At 63.5% G+C, this 23708-nt stretch carries 10 protein-coding genes; 3 read left to right on the top strand and 7 right to left on the bottom strand.

Going from position 1 to position 23708, the window contains the following annotated elements:
- Positions 1-246: 246 nt before the first annotated feature.
- The 3 genes from tldD to AC56LH_RS02225 form a co-directional block, all read right to left on the bottom strand.
- A complete protein-coding gene (tldD, locus tag AC56LH_RS02235; protein ID WP_499643667.1) occupies positions 247-1707 on the bottom strand; it encodes a metalloprotease TldD in 1461 nt (486 codons plus the stop codon).
- A 90-nt stretch (positions 1708-1797) separates the two neighbouring features.
- Positions 1798-2595, bottom strand: a complete 798-nt coding sequence (locus AC56LH_RS02230) for a carbon-nitrogen hydrolase family protein (protein WP_499643665.1) — start codon at positions 2593-2595, stop codon at positions 1798-1800.
- Position 2596: 1 nt separating this feature from the next.
- Positions 2597-6724 (bottom strand): YhdP family protein, encoded by a 4128-nt coding sequence (locus AC56LH_RS02225; protein WP_499643663.1) that lies wholly within the window; start codon positions 6722-6724, stop codon positions 2597-2599.
- 207 nt (positions 6725-6931) lie between these two features.
- Between AC56LH_RS02225 and glnE the strand changes: the two genes are divergently transcribed.
- The 3 genes from glnE (at position 6932) to map (ending at position 13947) form a co-directional block, all read left to right on the top strand.
- Positions 6932-9685 carry a bifunctional [glutamate--ammonia ligase]-adenylyl-L-tyrosine phosphorylase/[glutamate--ammonia-ligase] adenylyltransferase gene (glnE, locus tag AC56LH_RS02220; protein ID WP_499643661.1) on the top strand — a complete coding sequence of 918 codons (2754 nt, stop codon included), beginning with the start codon at positions 6932-6934 and terminating at the stop codon, positions 9683-9685.
- 492 nt (positions 9686-10177) lie between these two features.
- The gene (locus AC56LH_RS02215; RefSeq protein ID WP_499643659.1) at positions 10178-13024 is read left to right on the top strand and encodes a TonB-dependent receptor domain-containing protein; all 2847 of its coding nucleotides are present in this window, start codon (positions 10178-10180) and stop codon (positions 13022-13024) included.
- Positions 13025-13179: 155 nt separating this feature from the next.
- Positions 13180-13947 (top strand): type I methionyl aminopeptidase, encoded by a 768-nt coding sequence (gene map, locus AC56LH_RS02210; protein ID WP_499643657.1) that lies wholly within the window; start codon positions 13180-13182, stop codon positions 13945-13947.
- Positions 13948-14033: 86 nt separating this feature from the next.
- Here map and AC56LH_RS02205 read toward each other — a convergent pair whose 3' ends face one another.
- From AC56LH_RS02205 to AC56LH_RS02190, 4 genes are all read right to left on the bottom strand, one after another.
- Positions 14034-16796 carry a TonB-dependent receptor gene (locus AC56LH_RS02205; protein WP_499643655.1) on the bottom strand — a complete coding sequence of 921 codons (2763 nt, stop codon included), beginning with the start codon at positions 16794-16796 and terminating at the stop codon, positions 14034-14036.
- A 480-nt stretch (positions 16797-17276) separates the two neighbouring features.
- A complete protein-coding gene (gap, locus tag AC56LH_RS02200) occupies positions 17277-18287 on the bottom strand; it encodes a type I glyceraldehyde-3-phosphate dehydrogenase (RefSeq protein ID WP_499643653.1) in 1011 nt (336 codons plus the stop codon).
- 90 nt (positions 18288-18377) lie between these two features.
- Positions 18378-20375: a transketolase gene (gene tkt, locus AC56LH_RS02195; RefSeq protein ID WP_499643651.1), complete on the bottom strand. Its 1998-nt coding sequence runs from the start codon at positions 20373-20375 to the stop codon at positions 18378-18380.
- Positions 20376-20637: 262 nt separating this feature from the next.
- Positions 20638-23535 (bottom strand): TonB-dependent receptor domain-containing protein, encoded by a 2898-nt coding sequence (locus tag AC56LH_RS02190; RefSeq protein WP_499643650.1) that lies wholly within the window; start codon positions 23533-23535, stop codon positions 20638-20640.
- Between the last annotated feature and the right edge of the window lie 173 nt (positions 23536-23708).

The raw sequence follows: 23708 nt of genomic DNA, 5'->3' as shown, positions 1-23708 counted from the left end.
CTGGCGGTTTGTCTGGATGCTGCCGGGACTTTTACTGCGCGTACCCGCTGCTGTTCCACCGCCTGAGGCTGGAATGGCTAAAGTAAGAAAAGCAGGTAAAGAAAGCGTGGCGCATGATGTCGTCCGTGTTTGGTCAATTGACTATAGCAACAACCCGCAAAACTTGGCAAGCCCTTTATCCGTCGATGACGGCTTGTACAGACAGCTTGTTACCCGATACCACAGCAGTACAGTATCGATGCAGCTTCAAGCCGTGCCGCCGACCGTCACGCCATCGATGCGCAGGGTCGGCTGGCCCACGCCAACCGGCACGCTCTGGCCTTCCTTGCCGCACACGCCCACGCCCGAATCCAGGCGCATGTCGTTGCCGATCATCGAGATGCGGTTCATGACTTCAGGGCCATTGCCGATCAGCGTTGCGCCCTTGACCGGGTACGTCACCTTGCCGTCTTCGATCATGTAGGCCTCGCTGGCCGAAAACACGAACTTGCCGTTCGTGATATCGACCTGACCGCCGCCGAAGTTCACCGCATACAGGCCGTTCTTGACCGAGGCCAGGATTTCCTGCGGGTCCTTGTCGCCGGCAAGCATATAGGTATTGGTCATGCGCGGCATCGGCAGGTGCGCGAACGATTCGCGCCGCGCGTTGCCGGTGACGGGCATCTTCATCAGGCGCGCGTTCATCGTGTCCTGGATATAGCCTTTCAGGATGCCGTCCTCGATCAGCGTCGTGCACTGGGTCGGATTGCCTTCGTCATCGACATTGAGCGAGCCGCGCCGGTCCTGCAGCGTGCCGTCGTCGACGATGGTGACGCCCTTGGCGGCCACGCGCTGGCCGATCATGCCGGCGTACGACGACGAACCCTTGCGGTTGAAGTCGCCCTCGAGGCCGTGGCCGACCGCTTCGTGCAGCAGCACGCCGGGCCAGCCCGGGCCCAGTACGATCGTCATCGGGCCAGCCGGCGCCGGCCGCGCTTCCAGATTCACGCAGGCCGCCTTGACGGCATCGGTCGCATAGCGGTCCAGCACTTCGTCGGTAAAGTAACCATAGTCGAAGCGCCCGCCGCCGCCGGACGAACCCACTTCGCGCCGTCCATTTTGTTCAGCGATGACGGTGACCGACACGCGCACCAGCGGCCGGATATCGGCCGCCAGCACGCCATCACTGCGCAGCACCAGCACGACATCGTATTCGCCGGCCAGGCCCGCCATCACCTGCACCACGCGCGGGTCTTTCGCGCGCGCCATTTTTTCGACGCGCTCGAGCAGCGTCACCTTGGCCGTCGCATCGAGCGAGGCCAGCGGATCGTTGGGCAGGTACAGCGAGCGCCCGCCGCTGTGCTGGGTGCTGCGAGCAATCTTGATGCGCCCGGCGCCCTGGCGCCCGATGGTGCGGGTGGCCGCGGCAGCATCCAGCAGCGCCCCTTCGGAAATCTCGTCGGAATAAGCAAACGCGGTCTTTTCGCCCGACACGGCGCGCACGCCGACGCCCTGGTCGATCGAGAAGCTGCCGCTCTTGACGATGCCTTCTTCGAGGCTCCAGCCTTCGCTCTTGGTGAACTGAAAATACAGGTCGGCGTAGTCGACCTTGTGCGTGAACATCGTCCCCAGCGCGCGCAGCAGCTTGTCTTCGTCCAGGCCGAATGGCGTCAGGAGGACGTCACGGGCAACGGCGATGGCGGAAAGATTCGGTTCGAATGGCGTCATGGTGGTTCGATTCAGGCGTCGGTTGGAACGGGCATTGTGCCATATCCCGTTTGTTCGCATCGCTGCGCCAGGTGCATGTGACAGCCTGATTTACATCTTCCGGTGCCGCAGCGCCGGCAGGCTGTCGCGCACGCCGCGCAGGAACGCCGGATCGAGTTCGCCCGTGATCACGCCCTCGCCTTCCGGCAGTACCGCCTTGACCTCGCCCCACGGGTCGACCAGCATGCTGTGGCCCCAGGTGCGGCGGCCATTGACGTGCATGCCGCCCTGCGCCGCAGCCAGCACATAGCACTGGTTCTCGATGGCGCGCGCGCGCAGCAGCACTTCCCAGTGCGCGCGGCCGGTGGTGTAGGTGAACGCGGCCGGCACGATGATCAAGGCGCACTCGCCCATTGCGCGGTACAGCTCGGGAAAGCGCAGGTCGTAGCACACCGACAGCCCGACGCGCCCGAACGGCGCATCGAACACGCCGACCGCGTCGCCCGGCACGATGGTGCGCGCCTCGTCGTACGATTCCGTGCCCTTGTTGAAGCCGAACAGGTGGATCTTGTCGTAGCGGCTCATCGACACACCCTGCGGGTCATACACGAGCGTGGTATTGAGGACCTTGCCGGCGCTTGGCGAGACGAGCGGCAGCGTGCCACCCACCAGCCAGATGCCGTGCTCGCGCGCCAGTTCGGCCATGCAGTCCTGGATCGGCCCGGCGCCCGGCGCTTCGGCCAGCGCCACCTTGTCGACATCGGTCATGCCCATGATCGGCCAGTACTCGGGCAGGGCCACGAGCGTCGCGCCCTTGCCGGCGGCCTCGGCCACGAGGCGCCGTACGGTGACCAGGTTGTCGTCAAGGTGGGGAGTGGAAATCATCTGGATCGCGGCGACGGTCGTCATGTCATTCCTTGCTGGCGGTTGGGGTGGTTGGCGTGCTGACAGGGACGCTGTCAGGTCCGTTGGGGATTTTGGTAATGGTCGGCGATTTCCACGGCCCTGTCACCTGCATCTGGTAAGTCAGCGCCTTCATCACGGGCGCGCGCAGGAACAACTGGGCCAGATAGCCGCCCAGGCCCAGCACCGGATTGACGGCCAGGCCGTACACGAGCGGGCCGGTGCCCAGATTGAATTCCGGGATCACGACCACGCGCAGATTGGTCGACTCGTTGGCAATATCGGCCGAACCGTTCATCAGGACGGTGGCTGCCACGCCATGCATCCTGAGGTTGTCGGTACGCACCACGCCGCGCGTGATCAGCGCGTTGGCGGTGATGCCGTCGAATGCCAGACCATCGGAAAACACGTCATGGAAGTCGAGCTTGAGCAGGCGCGGCAGGGCCTGCAGGCTGAGCACGCCCAGCAGCTTGGCCGCGCCCGGGTCCTGCTTGAGGAACTGGCCCGACTCCACATTCATCTCGATCTGGCCCGACAGGCTCGGGATGTCCATTGCATATGGCAGGCCGGCCCACGAGATGTCGCCGCGCAGGTAGCCGTTGCCGCGCCCGAGCGTGTCCGGGAAACCCACGCGGTCGAGCAGGCGCCCGGCATTGTCCATGTCGAGCGCGAAGTTCAGGCTGGTATTGCTTTTGCCATCCTTGGTCAGCCAGCGGCCCGATGCCTTCAGCTTGCCATCGGGGTTGCTCAGTGCGAGGCGGTCGATGCGCCACTCGCGTCCGGCCAGCGCGCGCACATTGCTGGCGTCCAGTTCCAGGCGACCCAGGTTCGTATTGAACAGCTCGAAGCGCTCAGCCACGATGTCGAGCGACGGAATGCTGGCCGTGGCGCCCTTGCTCGACTCGAGCAGGTCCTTGACCTCGGCTTCGGCCGACTCCGGGATCACGAGCGAGGCCAGGCGCGCCGTGACCTTGCCCAGGCCGCTTGGCGTCTCGGCCCAGGTGAGGTAGCCGCTGGCCTGGCGCGAATGCAGGTTGGCGCGCCAGGTGTCGCCCACGTGCGTGGCGCCGATGACCACGTCGGCCACGCGCCGTTCGCCGACCGTCAGCTCGCTGACGCGGCCGGCCACCACCGTCGGCAGCACATACTGGGTAAAGTCGGCGCCGCCGGACGGGGTTGCATCGGGGGCCGGGGCAGGCGCGTTCCTGTCCATGCCGGCAATGGCGCGACCCGCCGCCAGCCAGTGGTCGACGTTGAGCGCCTTCATGTCCAGGTGCGCCATCAGACCCTGATCCGGACGCGGGGCCGGCACGTTCACGCCAATGCCGCCGTGGGTCACGCGCCAGGCGCCCTTGCCCTGTTTTTCACGTTCGTACCGCGCGCCCAGGCCCTGCCCCACACCGACGCGGATGACGTCGCGCGCCAGGCCCTCGACGGTCGGCTCGCCTTCGAGCACGAAGTGCAGCGGCAGGTTCGCATCCTGCACCTTGTTCAGCGGGGCCGGCAGTTCGATGCCCAGGCCGGCCAGCGCCGAGTCGATGGTGATCGTGCGATGCCCGGCCTTGACGACGATGTCGCCCCGATACGGCGTGCTGCCCGACAGGCGTTCGGCCAGGCGGCCCAGCGCCGGCACCGGTGCGGTGCGGCGCATGCCTTCGGCCGACAGCGTGCCGGCCAGCGTCACGCGCGTGCTGCCGTCCGGCGCCGTGCCGCCGCCCACGGCCAGCGGTGCGCCCAGAAAATCGGCGCCAACACCTTCCAGGCCAAAGCCGTGGTCGTGGAACGCAATCTTTCCCTGGGCGTTCTGCAGCGGCGGCAGCTCGGGGAACAGCACGACATCATTGCCCTGCAACTGCAGGCTGCCCTGCACTTTTGTTTCGTTCAGGTGCGACAGCGGCAGGCGCAGCTTCAGGTCGAGCTTTGCGTTGCCGGTGCCCTGCGTGTCTTCGGTAAAGTGGCCGATCCAGCCCAGTACCGGCGTCGCGGCCACGTAGCGCAGCAATTCCTGCAGCGGTCCGGCGCCGGCGCCATCGATTTCCAGCATCATCTTGTCGTGCGCGCCCAGATCGGGGATCACGGCCTTGACGTTCGACAGCGCCACGCCCAGCGTGCGCAGGCTCCTGCCATTGATTTCCATACGCGCACGGTCGAACACGATGCGCCCGTCGATCGCTTCGGCCAGCGGCCACAGCGGCGTGCCATCCGGATGGCGGTGGCCGGGTGCGTATTCGAGCCGCGCGCCCGCCAGACGCCCGGCGACGCGGAATTCGCCCGTATCGGCAGCCTTGAATGGAAACTGCGCGAGGTCGCCGCGCAGGCGCAGCGTGGTGTCGCGCAGCTGGCCGCCCTGCAGCGCGCCCACCAGCCAGTCGTGCAGGCCGTGCGGCGTGGCCAGCGGCAAAAAGGTGCCGATCTTGTCGATCGAAAAACCGTCGAGGCTGCCGGTGAAGTCGGCCGTGCCGGGACCGTGACCCGGCGTGAGCGGCATGATGTGGCGACCCGACACCGATCCCTTGAACGCGCCCTGAACAAAATCCAGGTCCTCGATATCGACCTGCAATTGCCGGCCCGCGTCGAACTGCCAGCTTGCATCGAGGGCCAGACGATTAAACGGCATGCGCGGTTCGGCGAACCAGGCCGGCATATTCAAGGCAAATTGCTGCGAGTCGAGCTTGACGCTGCCGGCGCGCTCGTTGGCGTCGATGCGCCCGCTCAGGTTCTCGAAGCCGGGCGTGGCAGACCGCCCCGGGCGCGCCGACTGGGCTTTCAACGCCAGCCCGGCGACGTCGCCGCGGATGCGCCAGCCGGTCACACCGGGGTAGCGGCCATCCCATTCGACCCCGACATCCTGCAACACCCCGCGCGGCGCGTAATCGGCCAGCAGGCCGCGCTGCACGGGCGAGATCGGCAGGTACTGGGCCAGCGCCGCCAGCGCGCCGATATCGAGGCCCTGCGCGCGCAGCGTGCCTTGCTCGGGCTTGCCGTTCGCGGCGGGCCGCCAGGTCTGTTCCAGCGTGGCGGGCGGCAAGGCGCGGCCATCGCGCGCCACCACCGTGAAATTGTCGAGCCGCATTGTGTGGCCGTTCGCGCCAAAGGTCGGCTTGCCGTCGCCCTTGCCGGACAGCAGCGTTTCGCGCGCGCTCAGGCGGCCCGACACGCGCGCCAGTTGCAGCGGCGCGATGTCCGGGCCCAGGCGCGCATTCACGCCGGCCAGCGCCAGATCGGCGGTAAAACCGGCCAGGCGGGCCTGGTCGACGTTGATCCAGGTGCGCAGCGAGCCACGGCCCCGGTCGAGCTGGATCGGATAATCGACGAAGCGGTTCCACGCGCCCAGGTCGACGTCGCGCAGATCGGCGTACAGCTCGCCCTTCCAGCGCGTGACATCGGACGGCTGCTGGCCGAAGCGGTGCCGGAAGCGCGCGCGGATGTCGACCGGACCGCCCAGCCGCGCCGGCGGGGTCGCCGTCAGCGCCACATGGTGCGCGCCCCAGCGGTTGAGCAGCGCCAGCGTGACGCCCTGCAGCGCCAGCGGCGGCGTGCCGCGCAGTTCGTCGACCCAGTCGACGCGGCCATCGCGGATCACGATTTCGCGCTGGCGCAGCAACCAGTCGGCGCCGGCGCCATTGCCCTGCTGCTGGTCGAGCCGCACACCGGCCACGACCAGCACGCCGTCGCGACCGCGCCGCACGGCCAGACGCGGGCCGATGATTTCAAGCGAAGCAAACCGGGGTTCGAGCGCGGCGATGCTCCACCAGCCGATCGTGGCGTCGACTTGCGGCAAGGCCAGCACTTGCCGGCCGCGGCGGTCGTGCAGGCGCACGTCGCGCAGCGACAACGCCGGGCGCATGCCGTGCCAGGACGCCGCCAGCTGCGCGATCGTCACGCGGCTGCCGAGGGCGTTGCCGGCGACGCGTTCGATGTCGTTCTTGTACAGGTCGATGTTGGGAAGGATGGCGTAGCGCAGCACCAGGAACAGCACGGCCAGCGCAAAATACACGATCAGCAGCAGTTTGATGGCAAAGCCCAGCACGTGGTGCGAAGCCAGGTTCGTGAAGCGGTAGCACGCGCGCAACCGGCGCCAGCGTATGGCCAGCGGTCGGGACGCGGATGTCGCCTGCGGATCCGGGTTGTGCATCAAGGTGCTAATAACAAAGGCTCGCCGAAAAATGTATAGCTTAAAAAACAGGTCGCTTGCATGCGCTGCGGCGTCTACCTTACCATCGGTGCTGACCCGGGCAGCATCGACGGCCTGTTAGCGGGCCATTTTAACGCATCGACTGCCTGCCGGCCCCGACTAACGGCCTATTGAAGCGGCCGTCCATCGCGTTTCCCAGGATCAACGATGACCGAAGTTTCACCTGCACCACAGACTGCCCCAACCACTGTTGTTGTTCCTGTAACCGCATCGCGTTTCGTCGCGCGCTGGCTGGGCGCCGCGCCCGAGCGCGCTGAACAGCTCGCCAGCTTGTCCGCCGTATCGCTGGCCGACGCCGATTTCCGGGTGTTGCTGGAAAGCGAACTGGCCAAAGGCTTGCCGCTCGAACGCGCGATGCGCCGGGTGCGCAACCTGTTGATCTCGACCATCGTTGCGCGCGATCTCGGCGGTCAGGCCGACCTCGATGAAGTCGTCACCGCAATGACAGCGTTTGCCGACTTTGCGATCCAGACCCATGTGAACAGCCTGATGGCCGAGCTCGTCACGGCGCACGGCATGCCGGTCGGCGACGAATCCGGCCGCCCCCAGCACCTGATCGTGCTGGCCATGGGCAAGCAGGGTGGCGGCGAACTCAATGTGTCGTCGGACATCGACCTGATCTTCGTGTACCCGGAAGACGGCGACACGGCGGCGGCGGCCGGCCAGCGCCAGTTGTCGAACCACGAATTCTTCATCCGCCTGGGGCGCCGCCTGAGCGCGGCCTTGTCCGAAGTGATCGAGGACGGTTTCGTGTTCCGGGTCGACATGGCGCTGCGCCCCAACGGCAAGTCGGGCCCGCTGGCGGCCAGCTTCGGCATGGTCGAGGAATACCTGATCGTCCAGGGTCGCGAATGGGAGCGCTATGCGTGGGTCAAGGCGCGCGCCGTCACGGGCGAGGCGGACGACATCGCGGCGCTGGACGCGATCGTGCAGCCGTTCATTTTCCGGCGCTACCTGGACTTCGGCGTCATCGACGCGATCCGCACGATGCACGCCCAGATCCGCGCCGAAGTGAAACGCCAGGAGCGCCTGCACCCCGAGCGCAGCCACAACGTCAAGCTCGGGCGCGGCGGCATCCGCGAGATCGAGTTCCTGGCCCAGGTTTTCCAGCTGATCCGCGGCGGGCGCGATCCCGCGCTGCGCGAGCGCTCGACGCGCAAGACGCTGCTGCTGCTGGCCGAACGCGAACTATTGTCGGTCGACACGGTCGAACGCCTCCTGGCGGCCTACACCTTCCTGCGCAACCTTGAACACCGGCTGCAATACCTCGAAGACGCCCAGACCCACACGCTGCCGGTGAGCGACGACGACCGGCTGACGGTGGCGCGCATGATGGGTTACCCGGACGAAGCCACGCTGCTCGCGCAGCTGGAAGAACAGCGCACCTACGTCGCGCAGCAGTTCGACGCGATTTTCGCCGACAAGGAAGCGCCCGATCAGGACCCCGACGCGCCGGCACTGGTGGACGACCTGGACAACCTCGATGCGCTGACCGAGCGCCTGGCGGGTCTGGGCTTCAACGACACCCGCGCCGCCGCCGGCCGCCTGACCAACACGCTGCAGGGCGCGCGCCTGGCCAGCCTGCCCGACTTCAGCCGCGTGCGCCTGCTGGCGCTGGTCGAGGCCGCCCTGCCCCTGATCGCCACCGTCGTGAAGGACGCGGGCATGGGGAGCCACGCCGCCACGCTGGGGCGCCTGCTCGACCTGTTCGAAGCCATCGCGCGCCGCTCGGCCTATCTGGCGCTATTGACCGAATACCCGCACACGCTCGAGCGCGTGATCCGCATGATCAATGCCAGCGGCTGGGCCGCGACGTTCCTGACCCAGCACCCGATCCTGCTCGACGAGCTGCTGGACGACCGCAACGCCGGCGCCGAAGCGCTGCCGCAGCTGGCGGCCACCCTCGACACGCAGCTGACCGAGGCCGCCGGCGACACCGAGCGCCAGCTCGACATCCTGCGCGAGACGCACCATGCGCAACTGTTTCGCCTGCTGGCGCTGGACCTGGCCGGCGAACTGTCGGTCGAGCACCTGGCCGACCACCTGTCGGCGCTGGCCGACACGATCGTCGGCGCCGTGGTCACGCACGCCTGGCGCGCTGTCAACGGCCACCACCGCGAGGTACCGCGCTTTGCCGTCATCGCCTACGGCAAGCTGGGCGGCAAGGAGCTGGGCTATGTGTCCGATCTGGATGTGATCTTTTTGTACGAGGACGACGACGGCGACGCGCCACCCCTGTACGCCCGGCTGGCACAGCGCTTCATCACCTGGATGACGGCGCCGACGCCGGCCGGCATCCTGTTCGACATCGACATTGCCCTGCGCCCGGACGGCGCCAGCGGCATGCTGGTCTCGTCACTCGCCGCCTTCGAGCGCTACCAGGGCGAGGCGGCCTGGATCTGGGAACACCAGGCACTGACGCGGGCGCGCTTCTGCGCGGGCGACGCCGCCATCGGCGCGCGCTTCGAGGCAATCCGCGAACAGGTGCTGCGCAAGGACCGTGCCGGCCAGGCGGACGTGCTGAAAAACGAGGTGGTGCAGATGCGAGCGCGCATGCATGACGCCAACCTGAACCGCAGCACGCAGTTCGACCTCAAGCACGATGCGGGCGGCATGATCGACATCGAGTTCATCGTGCAATACCTGGTGCTGCGCCACGCGCACACCTACCCGCAGCTGACGGCCAATACCGGCAACATCGCCCTGTTGCACCTGTGCGGTGAGCTGGGCCTGATCGAGGCGGCCCTGGCCAGCCAGGTGGCGGCCGCGTACCGCGCGATGCGCAAGCTGCAGCACAGCGTGCGGCTGCAGGGACACGACAAGACCCGGGTCGAGCCGGCCCAGGTGGGCGCCCATCCCGACAGCGTGCTGCGCTTGTGGCACGCCTGCTTCAGCGACTGACGCAATGTCCACCGCGCAGGAATATTGGCGAGTGGTTACAGGTCAATGAGGATGTTCACAATTATCACAGTTGGGCAGCTCAGATAGCGCCTGCCCGAGTCGCAAGTTAATTGCTCAGAAAGCCCATCCGGCGCAATCCGGATGGGCTTTTTTGCACTTTGCCAAACTTAGAACAGAAAATAACCTTACAGTCAATTATATGTGATATCGGAACTGGGTAAATACACATTTACGCAACAGAATCGTTACATTCTCATTCTTCTAATGTGTATGGATTGACAGCGAAGTACCGCAAATGGTTTTATTGCTGACTTGAAAGTCGTTTAACCAAATTAGTTGGCGCTTTTCAGCGAGTCGCACAGCGACATTTTTCGGTGGCCGGCCCTTACCCAGGTCCCGCTGCGCTTACACCCCTAGGAGTTCTGCAACATGATGGAAACACTCTTGTCCCGTTCGGTCCGCGCTATCTGCCTCGGCGGTATGACCCTTGGCATGACCGCCGCGATCGCTCAGGAAGTCGCTGCGCCACAGCGCGTTGAAGTGACCGGTTCGCGTATTCGCCAGGTTGATCTGGAAACGGCTCAGCCACTGCAGATCATGAGCCAGGAACAGATTCAGAAATCTGGTCTGGTGACCGTCGGTGACGTCCTGAACAACCTGTCATCGGCCGGTGCGCCTGACTTCAGCCGTTCGGCCTCGCTGACCTCGAACCCGGAAGCCGGCGGCCAGTTCGTCAGCCTGCGTAACCTGGGTTCGAACCGCCTGCTGGTGCTGGTTGACGGCAAGCGCTGGACCCAGTCGGTTGACGGCTTCACCGACCTGTCGACCATTCCGTCGGCCATGATCGAGCGCATGGAAATCCTGAAGGATGGCGCCTCCTCGATCTACGGTTCGGACGCGATTGCAGGCGTGATCAACATCATCCTGAAAAAGAACATGCAGGGCGGTCAGCTGTCCATCTATACCGGCCAGAACGAAAAGAACGACGGCAAGAACAAGGACTTCTCGCTGAGCTACGGCGCAGGTGACGACAAGGCCTCGCTGATGTTCGGCCTGTCGCACACCGAACAGGGCCGCGTTGGCACCCAGACGCGCGACATCACGTCGACCTCGTACGGTCCGGCGCACCCACTGGACGGCCTCGGTGCTGGTCCATGGGGCCGCATTGCCCCGATCAACCCGGTCGGCGGCGGCGCACTGCCCCTCAACCAGGGCGGCTTCAATCGTTACCTGAACCACACCGGCTCGTTCGACGGCCAGGGCCAGGGCGCAAGCTCGCGCGACATCAACAACTACCACGCATACGGCAACGGCGCCCCTGAAGACAAGTTCAACTCCAGCCAGCAAATGGACCTGCTGTCGCCGAACAAGCTCGACACGCTGTTCGTCAAGGGCGAGATCGCGCTGCCGAAAGACATGCGCCTGAAGACGACCGCGATGTACTCGCAGCGTCAGTCGACCCGCACCATCGCCGGCTACCCACTGCAATCGACCTCGCAGCTGGGCTTCCCGGTCTACATCGATGCAGACAGCTACTACAATCCGCTCGGCAATCAGGCTGCTGGCGTTCCTGCCGGCACCGGCCAGGATCTGTTCTTTGCCCGTCGCACGATCGAACTGCCACGTGTCACCGACAACGAAAACCGCACGCTGCACATCGATGCCACCCTGGAAGGTGAATTCACCGTCAAGGATCTGGCATGGAACTGGAGCGCAGGCTACAACCACAACAAGGTCTCGGGCACCCAGTCGGACACCGGTAACATCAACCTGCTGAACCTGCAGAAAGCCCTTGGCCCATCGTTCCTGAACGCCAACGGCGTCGTGCAGTGCGGCACTGCCGCCAATCCGATCATGATGTCGAGCTGCACGCCGTTCGACATCCTGGGCGGCCCATCGGCTTCGACCGCTGACGCACTGGCTTACGTCAACACCAACGGTACCCGTACCTACGGTTCGACCATCAACAGCGCCACCGCCGACCTGGCCGGTGAACTGTATCAACTGCCGGCAGGTGCACTGGGCCTGGCAGTCGGTATCGAACACCGTGAAGTCAAGGGTTCGGACGTACCTGACCAGTTCTCGCAGTCCGGCTACTCGACCAACCTGTCGGGTCAGTCGACCTTTGGCCGCTACACCGTGCGTGAAGCGTATGCCGAGCTGAACATCCCGGTCCTGAAGGCCCAGCCATTCGCTGAACTGCTGAGCTTCAACCTGGCCACCCGCCACTCCGACTACAGCAACTTCGGCGTGACCAACAACAGCAAGGCCAGCTTCATGTACAAGCCGGTCAAGGATGTGCTGTTCCGCGGCACCTGGGCAGAAGGCTTCCGTGCACCGACCCTGGGCGACACCTTCGGCGGCGGCTCGCAGTCGTACGACACCTTCCTGGATCCATGCGACACCCGCTTCGGCGAAGCTGCAGGCAACCAGGTCGTGCGCGACAACTGCGTCGCTCGCGGCACCACCCCGACCTACCGTCAACTGCAGCAGGCTGGCACGCCGATCACCAGCACCAACGGCACCCAGTCGCTGGTGGCGTTCAACTCCGGTGAAGGCAACAACACGCTGGTGCCGGAAACCGCCGTCACCAAGACCGTCGGTTTCGTGTACAGCCCGTCGTTCCTGAGCGGCTTCAGCATCGGCTTTGACTGGTACAACATCAAGATCGAAAACCGTATCACCGCGTTGAGCGCCGAGTATGTCGCCAACCAGTGCTACATTTCCAACAACCCGGCCTACTGCTCCCAAGTCTCGCGCGGCGCCAACGGCCAGCTCAACAGCCTGAACCGCGGCACCGTCAATCTGGGTTCGATGGAAACCGAAGGCCTGGACATGGCGATCACGTACCGCCTGCCACGCACCGCCTACGGCCAGTTCTCGATTCGTAACGAAACGTCGTACACCGACTCGTTCCGTACCAACGACGGCGCAGGTACGCCATGGAAGGAATACGCGGGCGAGTACTTCTACAACCGCGTGAAGTCGAACACCAGCGTCGACTGGACGAAGGGTGACTGGAGCGCCACCTGGGGCTTCCGTTACTACAGCCCGGTGAAGGATGCGTGCTGGGATGTCGAAGAGCAGATCGAGTGCAACATGCCAAACTTCGTGACCGCGGATTCGGGTACTGGCGCCAACAAGCTCGGTTCGTACATCATTCATGACCTGAGCGTCGGCTACAAGACCTCGTGGGATGGCCGCTTCCTGGTCGGTATCAACAACGTGTTCGACAAGTCGCCACGCATCGTGTACAACACGCAGGCATCGGCATCGGCAGTCGACGTCGACCTGGCACTGGACCGCTTCTTCTACGTCCGCTACAACCAGTCGTTCTGATGGACCGGGGTCGCAAGACCCTGTCCTGAAGTCCTGACCAATGCCCGCCCGGCCCCAGCCTGGCGGGCATTTTTGCATCCCTGCCCTGCCCGGCTGGCGCCAACGCGGTATCATGGCGGTTTGCCTGCGGCGCTGCCGCGTCACTTCCTCCCCGTATGACCATCAAACTCAAGAACGACAAAGACATCGCCAAGATGCGTGTGGCCGGCCGCATGGCCGCCGAAGTGCTGGACATGATCAGGGAATTCGTCGTCCCCGGCGTCTCTACCGAAGAACTCGACCGCCGCTGCCACGACTACATCCGCAAGGTGCAAAAGGCCACGCCGGCCAATATCGGTTACCACGGTTTTCCGAAAACCCTGTGCACGTCGATCAACGGGGTGGTCTGCCACGGCATCCCGAGCGACAAGGACATCCTCAAGGACGGCGACATCGTCAACATCGATGTCACCGTGATCAAGGATGGCTGGCATGGCGACACGAGCCGCATGTACTTTGCCGGCACACCGTCGCCTGAAGCAAAGAAGCTGGTGGAAGTCACTTATGACGCCATGATGGCCGGCATCCATGCCGTCGGTCCCGGCGCGCGCCTGGGCGACGTCGGCCACGCGATCCAGAAGCTGGCCGAAGGCGCCGGCTTCTCGGTCGTGCGCGACTACTGCGGCCACGGCATCGGCCGCGTCTATCACGAAGAGCCGCAGGTGCTGCACTACGGTCGCAAGAACACGGGCCTGCTGCTAAAGGAAGGCATGACCTTCACGGTCGAGCCGATGATCAATATGGGCGCAGATGACGTGATCCAGTTAGAGGATGGCTGGACCGTGATGACGCGCGACGGTTCGCTGTCGGCGCAGTGGGAACACATGCTGGTGGTGACAAAAAATGGCGCCGAGATCCTGACGCCGTGGCCGGACACGCGCTGACCGGTCGGCGACGAGACATAGAAAGATAAAAAAGGGCCGGATCCCGTCAAGGATCCGGCCCTTTTTTCGTTCAGCTCAGGTCCTGATCAGAACTTGTAGTTGCCCGTCACGTACAGCTGACGACCGAGCGGATCGGCGTAGCGCGGGTCGAAGCCGACCTGATGGCCCGACGAGGCGCGCAGCGACAGTGGCGGTTTGCGATTCGCAATGTTCTTCATGCCGGCGCGCAGCGTGAAGGCATCGGTGAACGCATAGCGACCCTGCCAGTCGAACGTCAGGAACGACGGCACATCCAGGCGGTAGCCGGGTACGTTGAGACCGGTGTCGAGGTTACGCACGGTGGCTGCCGCATCGACGTAGCCGTTGCGGTAGTTGACGATCAGCGAGTTCGACAGCTTGCCCGTATCGAGCGAGCTCGACAGACGGACGATGTGACGGAACGTGACGGCGTTGTTGATGCCGAAGTAGTTCAGGCTGTTGGTGAACTCGTTGCTCGTGCCCGGACGGGTGTAGTCCGCCTTGAGCATGTAGGTACCATTCAGGGTCGTGGTCCAGGTGCCGAAACCGAAGCGCTGGCGGCCGGTCAGGTCCCAGTCGATGCCGCGGTTATGGGCCTGGCCGATGTTCACCGACGATTGCAGGAACGCCCAGTAGGTGTTGCCCGTGGCAGGTTCGGTGTAGGTCTGGAACAGTTCGCGGAACTTGGTCGTGTCGGCCCAGGCCTGCTGTTCGCTGACGGCGCTCACGGCATCCTTGATCTTCACGTCCCACAGGTCCAGGCCTGCCGAGAAGCGCGCCGACGGTTCGAAGCGCATGCCGACGGTGAATTGCTTCGAGGTTTCTGGACGCAGGTTTTCGTTGCCGGTCGAGAGCACGTTGTACTGCGTCGAACCCGGGCGGCACAGCGTGGCGTCAGGAATCGGGCAGGCCCACGACGATGCGGTGAAGCCGGCGTTGACCGTTGGCTGCGCCAGACTGAGCATGTCCGGCGCCTTGAAGCCCGTGCCGTACGAACCGCGGAACAGCAGTTCCGGCATCGGCTGGTAACGCGCCGACACCTTGTACGTGGTCTTCGACTGGTCGCTGCCGACCTTGCGACCGGTGACGCCGTTGTCGATGGCCGAGATGCTGTCGTAACGCAGGGCCGCCGTGACTTCGATCTGCTTGGTCAGCGGGGCGAGCACTTCAGCGAAGGCGCCGACGTTGTCGCGCTTCATGTCGTAGCGCGGTGGCGCGTTGAAGTTGTAGATCACGCCATTGACAGCGTCCGTCGATGGATCCTGCTGGTAGTGGTACTCGCGGTAGTCGGCGCCAAGGGCCAGCTGGGCTGCGCCGCCGCCAAGGGCGAACAGTTCATGCGAACCGCGCACGTCGGCCGCCTTCAGGGTGGTCGAGGCTTTGCGGATCGACCCGTTGAAGATCGAGGCATCGATCAGTTTCTGGGTCGCTTCGCTTTGCGCGCCGATCGGTGCAAACGGATCGAACAGGCGGTTGGTCAGCATGTTGCGGAACTCGGCGTTCTTCATGTAGCCGCCAACATAGCGCTCGTCGATCGAGTTTTCCGACCAGGTCAGCGCGCTGTTGATGTTCCAGCCAGCGAACTCGCCTTCGATGCCCGCCACTGCGTGCTTCGATTCGGTGATGGTCTGGCTGTCGCGGGTGCCCCAATCATAGGCCCGGTAGTTGCCCGAGACGGTGTTGACGCGGCCAAGCTGGGTCGCGTTCAGGTACGGCGCCACGTACTGGTTGAATTGCGGCGAACCCGCGACGATCGTGAACGGCGCGGTATTCGGCGCGATGCGTGCGGTCAGGTCGAAGCGCGAGTAAGCGATGTCGGTGAACACTTCCCAGTTCTCGCCCAGCTTCTTGGTGCCCTTCAGGAACAGGCTGTCACGCTTGTTTTCCGGGACCATCTCGACGGTCTGGATGTAGTCGAAGGTGCAGTTGCGCGCGGTGGTGCCGTTGTTGTTGATGCTCGGCACGGTCAGCGTCGGGCAATTGCCGTTGGCCAGCAGGTACGGCGAGAAGCCGACCGCTGGCAGTGCGGCGACGCCGGCCGGGTTGCGGAACGCTACCGTGACGTTGGCCGGCACCGATGCGGTGCTGGTGTTGTCGTAGACATAGTTGGTGCCGTTGCGCGAGAAGCGACGGAAAGCCGTGTCGGCGAAGTCGCGTTCGGTCGACAGGATCTGGTCCTGCTCGTCGCGGCGGTAGCTGGCCAGCACGTTCCAGCCGTCGGTGTCCAGGTCGCCCATGCCGTACGTTGCGGCGATGTAGCGCGAACCGCCTGCCTTGCCGGCGGTCGGCTGGCTGTAGTTCGCCTCGATGTCGCCGCCCTGCTGGTTCTTTTTCAGCACGAAGTTGATGACGCCTGCAATTGCATCCGAGCCGTACAGTGCCGAAGCGCCGTCGGTCAGGATCTCGACGCGCTCGACCGCGCTCATCGGAATGGCTTGCAGGTTGACCGTGCCGCCCGAGCCTTGCGGCGCCAGACGACGGCCATTAAGCAGCACCAATGTGTACGATTCGCCGATGTCGTGGATCGATGCCGAGACGCGGCCGCCCGAGTTGGTGCCGGCGGCAATCGCGCCGATGGTAAAGCCCTGCATCGCTGGCAGGGTCTGAATCAGTTCGGCAACGCTGGTCGCGCCAGTTTTGGCAATCGCTTCCTGGCTGAGGGTCTGGATCGGCAAGGCGCCTTCGACGTTGATGCGCTTGATCGCGGAACCGGTCACTTCGACGCGCTGCATTGGCGCTTCCTGGGCCATTGCTTGGGACACAGCCAGAGTGGAAACCAGGCCAAGGGCGATGCGCACTGCGCGCACGCTCATTTTCTCTTTCAACTTCATTGGTTCATCCTTAGTTGCATTCATAAAACGCGCCAAATCAGGGCATGTCTCTCACTCGCCTCCCTCTGGCACTCATTTAATTATGGCAACCGTGGTGCTATCAAACCAGTGCAAATACGTGCTGCGATGCAACAAGAAAGATTCCTGTCGTTAATGATTTACCGTAACTGCATGAAACCCATGCCTAACGTCATCGAAAATATCCCCATTACGTATTGATATATTTACTTCAGTCATCGTCAATACGATGGATGTTGTGCAAAAAATCGTTGTTAAGTTGCAACCGTTGATCAGCACAATGTTAATCCTTCATATTTCCTGTCACAAACCTGATTTTAATCCCGGTCGTCCTGAAGGTTTCGTCTGCAGGGCTTCCCCGATCGGGTGCGCTGTCCTTCCTGCACAATGCACCAGCGTAGCGCAAAAAAAACCCCGGCGACCATCTGGCACGCCGGGGTGATCGATGAGGAAAACGCGGAGTTATTTGGCGTTCATCAGTGCGACGGTGGTGTCGAGCATGCGGTTCGAGAAGCCCCACTCGTTGTCGTACCACGACGTCACTTTGACCAGGCGGCCCGACACTTTGGTCAGGGTCGCGTCGAAGTTCGACGAGGCCGGGTTGTGGTTGAAGTCAACCGACACCAGCGGCTCGGTCTGGTACGTCAGGATGCCGTTCAGCGCGCCGTCGGCGGCCGTCTTCATGATCTCGTTGATTTCATCGACGGTGGTGTCGCGCTTGGCGATGAAGGTCAGGTCGACGATCGACACGTTGATGGTTGGCACGCGGATCGCAAAGCCGTCCAGCTTGCCGTTCAGCTCTGGCAGCACCAGGCCGACTGCAGCGGCAGCGCCGGTCTTGGTCGGGATCATCGACTGCGTGGCCGAGCGGGCGCGGCGCAGGTCTTCGTGCATCACGTCGGTCAGCACCTGGTCATTGGTGTACGAGTGCACGGTGGTCATCAGGCCGGTTTCCAGGCCAATGGCGTCATGCAGCGGCTTGACCAGCGGGGCCAGGCAGTTGGTGGTGCACGATGCGTTCGAGATCACGGTGTCCGAGCTTTTCAGCACGTCCTGGTTCACGCCGAACACGATGGTCGCGTCGACATCCTTGCCGCCCGGGGCCGAGATGATGACTTTCTTGGCGCCGCCCTTGATGTGGGCCGATGCTTTTTCTTTGGTGGTGAAGAAACCGGTGCACTCGAGCACCACGTCCACGCCCAGCTCGCCCCATGGGATTTCGGCAGGGTTGCGCTGCGCGAACACACGGATCGGATCGCCGTTCACGATCATGTTGTCGCCTTCGACCGTGACGGTGCCAGGGAACTTGCCGTGGGCCGTGTCGTAGCGGGTCAGATGGGCGTTCGACTCGGCATTGCCGAGGTCATTGATCGCCACGATCTGGATGTCCTGTTGTTTGCCGCCTTCGTAGAATGCGCGAAGGATATTGCGGCCGATACGGCCATAACCATTGATTGCAACTTTGATCGTCATGCTTGGCTCCTGATTAGAAAAAAAACTTTTTCGTAACGAACATAGTAAAACGGACCATCCCTCTGGGACAGTCCGTTTTCTGGCGAATGCTTACGCTGCGATAACTTGTTTGGCCTTGGCAACCACGTTCTCGACGGTGAAGCCGAAGTGCTTGAACAGCACGGGCGCCGGCGCCGATTCGCCGAAGGTGTCGATGCCGACCACGGCGCCTTCCAGGCCCACATACTTGTACCAGAAGGCGGTGATGCCGGCTTCGATGGCCACGCGCGGCGTGCCGCGGGTCAGCACGCTGGCCTTGTAGGCGGCGTCCTGGCGGTCGAACACGTCGGTCGACGGCATCGAGACGACGCGTGCGGCGATGCCTTCAGCGGCCAGTGCGTCGAAGGCCTTGACGGCCAGTTCGACTTCCGAGCCGGTGGCGATGAAGATGACCTTGGCGTCCGGCGTGTCGCGCAGCACATAGCCGCCCTTGGCGACGTCGGTCACCTGCTGGGCGTCGCGGGCCATGAACGGCAGGTTCTGGCGCGAGAAGATCAGCGTCGTCGGACCATCCTTGCGCTGGACTGCTGCGCCCCATGCCACGGCCGATTCGACCGTGTCGCACGGACGCCAGTTGTCCAGGCCCGGGATCAGGCGCAGCGACGAGACGTGCTCGACCGACTGGTGGGTTGGACCGTCTTCACCCAGACCGATCGAGTCGTGCGTGAACACCGAGATCGAACGGATCTTCATCAGCGAGGCCATGCGCAGCGCATTGCGGCTGTAGTCCGAGAAGGTCAGGAACGTTGCGCCGAACGGGATGAAACCGCCATGCAGCGCCACGCCGTTCTGGATCGCGGCCATGCCGAATTCGCGAACGCCGTAGTTGATGTGGTTGCCGGCGATGCCCGAGCGGACGGCGACCGATTCTTTCCAGTTGGTCAGGTTCGAACCGGTCAGGTCGGCCGAGCCGCCCAAAAATTCTGGCAGGCTCGCGGCCAGCGCCTGGATCGCATTTTGCGAGGCCTTGCGGGTGGCGATGGTTTCCTGCTTCTCGATGCAGCTCGCAATCGCGGCGTCCAGCGCCTTGGTGAATTCACCCGACAGCTCGCCTTTCATGCGGCGCTCGAATTCGCTCGCCAGCTCGGGGTGCGCGCCGCGGTAGGCCGCGAACATCGTGTTCCACTCGCCTTCAGCCTGGGCGCCGCGCTCTTTCGCGTCCCATGCTTCGTACAGTTCGGCAGGAATGTCGAACGGGATCGGATCCCAGACCAGGTGCTGACGTACGGCAGCAATTTCCTTGTCGCCCAGTGGCGCGCCGTGGACCTTGTCGCCGCCTTCCAGATTCGGGGCGCCCTTGCCGATGATCGTCTTGCAGCAGATCAGCGTTGGACGATCCGACGTCCTGGCTTGCTCGATGGCCGCATCGACAGCTGCGACGCTGTGGCCGTCGACCTTCGGGATCACGTTCCAGCCATAGGCTTCAAAGCGCTTTTGCGTATCATCGGTGAACCAGCCTTCGACCTTGCCGTCGATGGAGATGCCGTTGTCGTCGTACAGCCAGATCAGCTTGTTCAGCTTGAGGGTGCCGGCCAGCGACGCCACTTCGTGCGAGATGCCTTCCATCAGGCAGCCGTCGCCCAGGAACGCATAGGTGTAGTGATCCACCACGTCGTAGCCCGGACGGTTGAATTCGTAGCCCAGCAGCCATTCGGCCAGCGCCATGCCGACCGAGTTGGCGATACCCTGCCCCAGCGGACCGGTGGTCGTTTCCACGCCCGGGGTGATGCCCACTTCAGGGTGACCCGGCGTCTTCGAATGCATCTGGCGGAACGCGCGCAGGTCGTCCATCGTCAGGTCGTAGCCTGCCAGATGCAGCAGCGCGTAATGCAGCATCGAGCCATGGCCGTTCGACAGCAGGAAGCGGTCGCGGTTCATCCAGCCCGGATTGGCCGGATTGTGACGGTAGTGCTTGTCCCACAGCGCAACGGCGATCTCGGCCATGCCCATTGGCATGCCCGGGTGGCCCGAGTTGGCTTGCTGAACAGCGTCCATCGCCAGCGCGCGGATCGCGTTGGCCATCAGGGTGGTGGTTTGCGTAGATTTCATGGAGATCGGGGATCAGGGATTGGAAAGCTGGTGGCCGCCATGTGGCCGTAGCCCGTTATTTTAACAGAGGGCAGGTGGACGTTATCGAAAGCGCTTCTCTCGACAGCAGGAAAATGCGGGTCCTGCCCGCGTGATCGACAGATAACGGGAGCGCGCCAGGTGACGGTGGCGCGCCAGATAATGCACCAAACAAAAAGCCCGGTGCGTGCACCGGGCTTGGAACGAAGGCCGCCGGCGGCCCTCGCACTTGCGACGACGTCGATCAGAACTTGACGTTGGCGCCCAAGGTGACGTAACGACCAATCACGTCATAGCTTTGCGGGAAGGTGTTACCGCTGTTCGGGCCGGTGCCACCGATCGAACCGCCAACGATAGGCGGTTTCTTGTCGGCCAGATTCACTACCGACAGGGTCACACGCACGTTTTCGTTGAAGCGCCAGTTGGCGTTCATGTCGACGTAGTGGTACGCCTTGATCTGCGAGAACGCTGGCAGGAACACAGTACCGCCCGGTTCTTCGATGACCGAGCTGACATAGCGCCAGTTGTAGCCCACCGAAAACGCGCCGACGTTCCATGTCGTGCGCTGGTTGAACTTGCGCTTGTAGACCGGGGCACTGACCACGTTGTTGCAGGCGATACTGTAGTAACCGAGGCAGTCACGCTCGATCGACGTCGGGGTAGCCTGGAACTTGTAGTCGGTAACGAAGTTCGCGCCCAGACCGAGGTCGAGGCTGCCGTAACGCGTATCCAGCCCGAATTGACTCATGTTCAGGCGGTAGCCTGCGTTCAGGTCAAAGCCTGCAGTGCTCTGCGTTCCAAGATTCGACTGCGGCGTCTGCACGCCACGCGCTTCCACACCGTTGAAGGTGCCGTTGCCCGTATTCCGGCCGATCATGGCGCACGCTTCGTTGAGCGTAAAGCCAGGGTTCAGCGCTGCGCTGTAGCAACCGTCCAGGATATCGGTGGTCGACGGCGACGACACCGCATCCGTGATGTCGATCTTGTAATAGTCGACCGACACAGCCAGACGCGGCAGTGGCTCGAGCACGAAGCCGAAGGTCTTGGTCTTGGCCGATTCCGGGCCCAGATTCGGGTTGCCACCACTGAGGTTGTTGATCTGGCCGGACGACGGCGCAGGCAGACTGCCGATCTCACTCAGCGGCACGCCGGTCAGGCGGCACAGATTCGACAGCGTGCCGGGCGTATTGGCCTGCCCTGCATTGATGCGTGCACCTTGGCATGGATCGGTACCCAGGTTCGACAAGCCGGTGACATTTGGCGCGAACAGCTCGTTGACGTTGGGTGCGCGGGTGGCTTTCTGCAGCATGCCGCGAATACGGAACGCCTGCACCGGCGCCCATTCGCCGCCAGCTTTCCAGCTGCCGTAATTGGTCTTGGTGTTGGTCTTGAAGCTGGTTTCACGATAACCGAGTTCGGCGTTGAGCGAACGGATGAACGGCTTGTTTTTGACAAGCGGAACGAACATCTCGACCCCGTACTCCATCAGCGAGAACTGGCCGGTACGGTCCGGCGTCGGCGCCCCGGTGCCGAGCACTTCACTCTGGATCTGTGAAGCGGCGTCAGACTGCGTGCTGGCGATGACCTTGCGGTGCTCGGCCAGCAACGAGATGGCAATCGGATCTTCGGCAAACGGGCTGCGCAGGGTCTCGCCCAGGTCGCCCGAGAGCGAGAGCGCAGCAACATCCTGCCTGACTTTCTGGCGCAGAATCGCGGACTGATTGATAAAGGCCAACTGCTCCGGCGTGATTGAACCGGCAGCACCGAACACGTTCAATGGTACGCAACCGTTGGCCGGGTTGACGCAGGCGGTCGTGCTCAGGGCGTTGAGCGCCTGGCTGACTTTCGACAGCGAACCCCAGTTCAGGCGGGTCTGGGTCTGTTCGGCAGTGCCGCTGCTCCAGTAACCGTCATAGGTCCAGTTGGCAGCGATATCGCCCTTCAGACCCACCGTGTACTGCAGCGTCTTGTTGTCGAAGTCGTTAAAACGCGGACCGAGTTCGACAAAGCGACGACCGATGGTCAGCGGCACCAGCGTCGGGTTGCCTGCGACGCAGTTGGCGGTCGAAATGCCGCGCCGCAAGCAGAGCTGATTGCGCGCTGCCTGAGGAATATACGGATTGCCGATCGGCACCTGGAAGGTATTGCCGAAGGTGCCCGATTCGGCCAGCGCCGACGACACTTCGCTGCCGGTATAGAACACGTCGGAATACACCTCGGCGTGATCGTTGATGCGGAAATTGCCCAGCGCGGTGACCTGCGTGCGATCCAGGCCGGTTGCGTAGTAATTCGGCGGATTGGTGTTGTAGGGAACAGCTGGCTGTACGAGACGGCCGGTAGCAGGATCGATCTGCGAGTTACCCGACAGTGCCGTGGTGCCGCCCGGGCCCACGGTGGTCGAGAAGATGCCTGGCAGGCCGGTGGTCGAACCAGTCGGTGCGCCGGTGACCGAGTTCAGGCTGGTGATACCGAAGTCGCGCTCACCCTGCGTCAGCGGGTCGGATTTGGTCTTGCCCAGGCTCAGCACCACATTGCCGCGGCCATCGGCCAGCGAACTGCCCATGGTGATGTCGGTGCGGCGACGTTTGGTGTCACGCTCGTCGGCGCTGGCGCCGTACGTGCTGCTGATGTCGACGCCGGTGAAATTGCGGCGCAGGTTGAAGTTGGCCACGCCGGCAACGGCGTCGGCGCCATACACGACCGATGCGCCTCCGGTCAGCACATCGACGCGGCTGAGCAATGCAATGGGAATCGAGTTGGTATCGACCGTGCCATTCAGATTGAACGGCACCAGGCGACGACCGTTGACCAGCACCAGCGAACGGTTTGCGCCCAGGCCGCGCAAGTCGATGGTCGCACCACCCCCCGTGCCGTTATTGGTCGCCGGGCCGACTGCCGCGCTCGCCGATGGGAGCGACTTGAAGAATTCTTCGACGGCGATTGGCTGGGTGGTGCGAATCTCTTCGGCACTGATCGATGAGATCGGGCTGTTTGACGCGAACCCTGGCGATGTGATGCGTGTACCTGTCACTTGCACCACATTGGCGGCATCTTGCGCCAGGGCCGGATGAATTGCTGCGCTCAGGCCGGCAACGACCAGGGTGAGGCGAACAGCGCGCGTAAGTGCTTTCTCTTTAATCATTCTTATCTTCCCACGTATTGAACAACAATTTTTGCGGTCAACTTCGGATTACGCTCTATGGCGATATAGATACCGTGCAACCTCTCTTTCGGTCTGAAGACGCGACGCATGTGAGGCAACGCGTTGATGTCATGGAATCATTTCCGCTGGCTAACTGTCAATACACATCGCGC

The sequence above is a fragment of the Telluria sp. LT1R51-2 genome, assembly GCF_059685775.1.
This window is presented reverse-complemented; position numbering and strand designations above follow the sequence as displayed.

What these genes read in the sequence shown, in the direction of transcription:
- tldD (WP_499643667.1), bottom strand. Translation starts at nt 1,707, where the DNA reads ATGACGCCATTCGAACCGAATCTTTCCGCCATCGCCGTTGCCCGTGAC.
- AC56LH_RS02230 (WP_499643665.1), bottom strand. Translation starts at nt 2,595, where the DNA reads ATGACGACCGTCGCCGCGATCCAGATGATTTCCACTCCCCACCTTGAC.
- AC56LH_RS02225 (WP_499643663.1), bottom strand. Translation starts at nt 6,724, where the DNA reads ATGCACAACCCGGATCCGCAGGCGACATCCGCGTCCCGACCGCTGGCC.
- glnE (WP_499643661.1), top strand. Translation starts at nt 6,932, where the DNA reads ATGACCGAAGTTTCACCTGCACCACAGACTGCCCCAACCACTGTTGTT.
- AC56LH_RS02215 (WP_499643659.1), top strand. Translation starts at nt 10,178, where the DNA reads ATGACCGCCGCGATCGCTCAGGAAGTCGCTGCGCCACAGCGCGTTGAA.
- map (WP_499643657.1), top strand. Translation starts at nt 13,180, where the DNA reads ATGACCATCAAACTCAAGAACGACAAAGACATCGCCAAGATGCGTGTG.
- AC56LH_RS02205 (WP_499643655.1), bottom strand. Translation starts at nt 16,796, where the DNA reads ATGAAGTTGAAAGAGAAAATGAGCGTGCGCGCAGTGCGCATCGCCCTT.
- gap (WP_499643653.1), bottom strand. Translation starts at nt 18,287, where the DNA reads ATGACGATCAAAGTTGCAATCAATGGTTATGGCCGTATCGGCCGCAAT.
- tkt (WP_499643651.1), bottom strand. Translation starts at nt 20,375, where the DNA reads ATGAAATCTACGCAAACCACCACCCTGATGGCCAACGCGATCCGCGCG.
- AC56LH_RS02190 (WP_499643650.1), bottom strand. Translation starts at nt 23,535, where the DNA reads ATGATTAAAGAGAAAGCACTTACGCGCGCTGTTCGCCTCACCCTGGTC.